The 3,130-nt window shown below is 61.3% G+C and carries 2 protein-coding genes and 1 pseudogene; all 3 read right to left on the reverse strand.

Features of this window, described 5'->3' with window-relative positions:
• Positions 1–329, reverse strand: a pseudogene (locus ADK28_RS13580) (EamA family transporter); the annotation flags it as partial.
• A 91-nt stretch (positions 330–420) separates the two neighbouring features.
• Positions 421–1,791: an APC family permease gene (locus ADK28_RS13585; protein ID WP_016928039.1), complete on the reverse strand. Its 1,371-nt coding sequence runs from the start codon at positions 1,789–1,791 to the stop codon at positions 421–423.
• A gap of 308 nt (positions 1,792–2,099) precedes the next feature.
• Positions 2,100–3,130, reverse strand: a 1,031-nt coding sequence (locus tag ADK28_RS13590; RefSeq protein ID WP_048795894.1) for a glutamine synthetase family protein, incomplete at its 5' end; no start/stop codon positions are given.

Genomic DNA, 3,130 nt, shown 5'->3' on the forward strand with positions numbered 1-3,130 from the left:
GTGAAACAGGGCCACAGGTAGTTGATCATGCCCACTTCTATCGCCTGCAGGCGGGTATTGGCGTAGCCGAGCGACAGCGACAGACAGATCTCGTAACTGACGAACAGCAGGCTGCCGACGATGAGATAAGGCCGCGGAAAGCTGCGCCATTTCGGCACGCCGAGCGCCACCAGCAAAAACACCGCGCTGACGCTGTAGATCATCGCCGCACCGCCGATCGGCCCCAGCCCTTCGCTGACGCTGCGAATCAGGCCGACCACGCTGCTCCACAGCACAATGGCCAATAAACCGAACAACGTGGCGCGGGTACGCGAGGGCAAAGCGGGCATAAGGCAGGTCCAATAGGTTATTTTTTAACAGGTTTTTCACTCTACTGCCGCACGTGCCAAAAAGAAAGGCGGGAAACTCCCGCCTGTGAATTTATTGCTGCGGTTGCCGCTCCAACTGCGGCGGCGGCTGGCGAAAGCGTCGGGTCAGCCAGGCCAAATAGCCGAAGCCCAGCGTCGCCCAGATAAGCCCCATGGTCAGCGAGCTTTTCTCCAGGTTCAGCCACAGCACCCCCACCGTCAGCGCCCCCACCAACGGCAGGAACAGGAAGTTGAAGCGATCCTTCCAGCTTTTGTTGCGCCCTTCGCGAATAAAGAAGTGGCTGATCACCGACAGGTTAACGAAGGTAAAGGCCACCAGCGCGCCGAAGTTGATCAGCGCCGTGGCGGTCACCAGATCGAACGACAGCGCCGACAACGCCACCAGCCCGACCATCAGTACGTTCAGCGCCGGCGTGCGCCATTTGGGGTGGATATAGCCGAAGAATTTCTCCGGGAACACATTGTCACGCCCCATCACGTACAGCAGGCGCGACACGCTGGCGTGCGACGCCAGGCCGGAGGCCAGCGTATTGATAAAGGTCACGCACAGGAAGATCGATTGGAACAGCTTGCCGCCGACGTACAGCGCAATCTCCGGCAGTGCGGCGTCGGGCTGGTGAAAGCGTTGAATGGTCGGGAAAAACAGCTGGATAAAGAACGACACGCTGATAAAGATCACCCCGCCGTACAGCGCGGTCAGGAAGATGGCGCGCGGGATCACCTTGGCGGCGTCGGGCGTCTCCTCGCACAGCGTGGTGACCGCGTCAAAACCGAGGAACGAGAAGCACAGGATGGTCGCGCCGGTAATGATCGGCAGCAGGTGCGCATTCTCGCTGAGGAACGGCCGCAGGCTCCACACCGTGCCCATCCCCTCGCCGTTGTGCAGGCCACGCACCACCAAGTAGATAAATACCAGAATGATCGCCACCTGCGCCAGCACGAACAGGGTGTTGAAGTTGGCCACCAGATTGACGCTTTTCAGGTTGATGGCGGTAATCAGGATCACGAAGCCCACCACCCACACCCAGGGTGGCACTTCCGGAAACAGCGCGGTCAGGTAAATCTTCGCCAGCAGCGTATTGATCATCGGCAGGAACAGATAATCAAGCAGCGATGACCACCCCACCAGAAAACCGACGTGCGGGTTAATCGCCTTCTGCGCATAGGTGTAGGCGGAACCGGCGGTGGGAAACTGGCGCACCAGTTTGCCGTAGCTGATGGCGGTGAACAACACGCCGGCCAGCGCCAGCAGATAGGAGGTCGGCACATGGCCGTCGGTAAGGCCAGAGACGATGCCGAAGGTATCGAACACCGTCATCGGCGTCAGATAGGCCAGGCCCATCATCACCACCTGCCACAGCTTGAGGGATTTGCGCAGTTGCGGTTTGCCCGCCGGACCGCCGTCGATGGTTTTAATCGTCATGGCGTTTCCCCTTTTGGTCCTCTGCTGTCAACCGTGCAACGTCATTCAGAGAGGCCGCGGGGAAACTGCTGCTCAGGCGGCGGGGAAAGCGGGTTGGGGTCACTGTCGGGCGGCCGGCGACCGGCCCGTAGGCACTGCGGCACAGGCAAACGTCTGCGCATGGGAATGGCTGAGTCATGGTTATTTCCTCGTCGGCGTCCTGTACGCCGTGATAGAAGAAATGCTGTACCGCAGCGCGCAGCCTCACGGGCTACAGGAGAGCCGATGAAATGCGCCGGGCGCGCGCGGTAGTCGTTGGGTGAGCGGGATCAGGCGTTTTTCAGCATCCACTCGATTTCGGTTTCGGTGATCAGGCGCTCGAACTGCACCAGCTCGTCGGTTTTGCAGGCCAGGTAGACATGGCTGAAGCGTTCGCCCAGCAACGCATTGAGCACCGGCTGATGTTCGAACTCGTACAGCGCGTCGCTCTGGCGGATCGGGAACGGCAGCCCGTCCTGCTCCAGCCCGTTGCCGGTCACCGGCTCAGGCAGCGGCAATGCGGTTTCCAGGCCGTAGACGATGCCGGCCAGAATGGTCGCCATCACCAGATACGGGTTGGCGTCGGCGCCCGCCACGCGATACTCCACGCGGTGGTTGTCGCGATCGCCGCAGGGAATGCGCAGCGCCACGGTGCGGTTGTTATGCCCCCAGGAAGCCTGGGTCGGCACATACATGCCGGGCTGGAAACGGCGATAGGCGTTGACGTTCGGCGCCAGCAGCGCCATCGAGGACGGCATCAGGGCGATCATGCCCGCCAGCGCCTGTTTCAGCAGCGCCGAATCCTCGCCGTCGTCGTCGGCGAACACATTGTCGCCTTGCGCATTCAGCATGCTGATGTGCACGTGCATGCCGCTGCCGGCGTGCTCTTCATACGGCTTGGCCATAAAGGTGGCCTGCATGTTGTGGTTCTCGGCCACCATGCGCACCAGCCGTTTCAGCGCCAGCGCATGGTCGCAGGCCTGCAGCACATCATCGGTATGGTGCAGGTTGACTTCGAACTGCCCCGGCGACGCCTCCGCCACCGCGCCGTCCGCCGGAATGCCCTGTAAACGCGCCAGCTCGTCGATTTCGCTCAGCACATCGGCGAAATGGTTCAGGTTATCGACGGAGTACACCTGGCTTTGGGTGTTGCGCTCCTGGGTTCCCGGCGCGCACGGCGGCTGCAGATAGCCTTCCGCGTCGCGTTGACGATCGATGAGATAGAACTCCAACTCTACCGCTACCACGGGGGAAAGCCCGCGCTGACGCAAACGCTGCCATACTCGGTTCAGCACATTGCGCGGTTCAACGTCAAAGGGAG

Origin of the sequence: Serratia sp. 506_PEND (assembly GCF_001076875.1) — a bacterium.
Taxonomy (GTDB): Bacteria; Pseudomonadota; Gammaproteobacteria; order Enterobacterales; family Enterobacteriaceae; genus Serratia; species Serratia marcescens.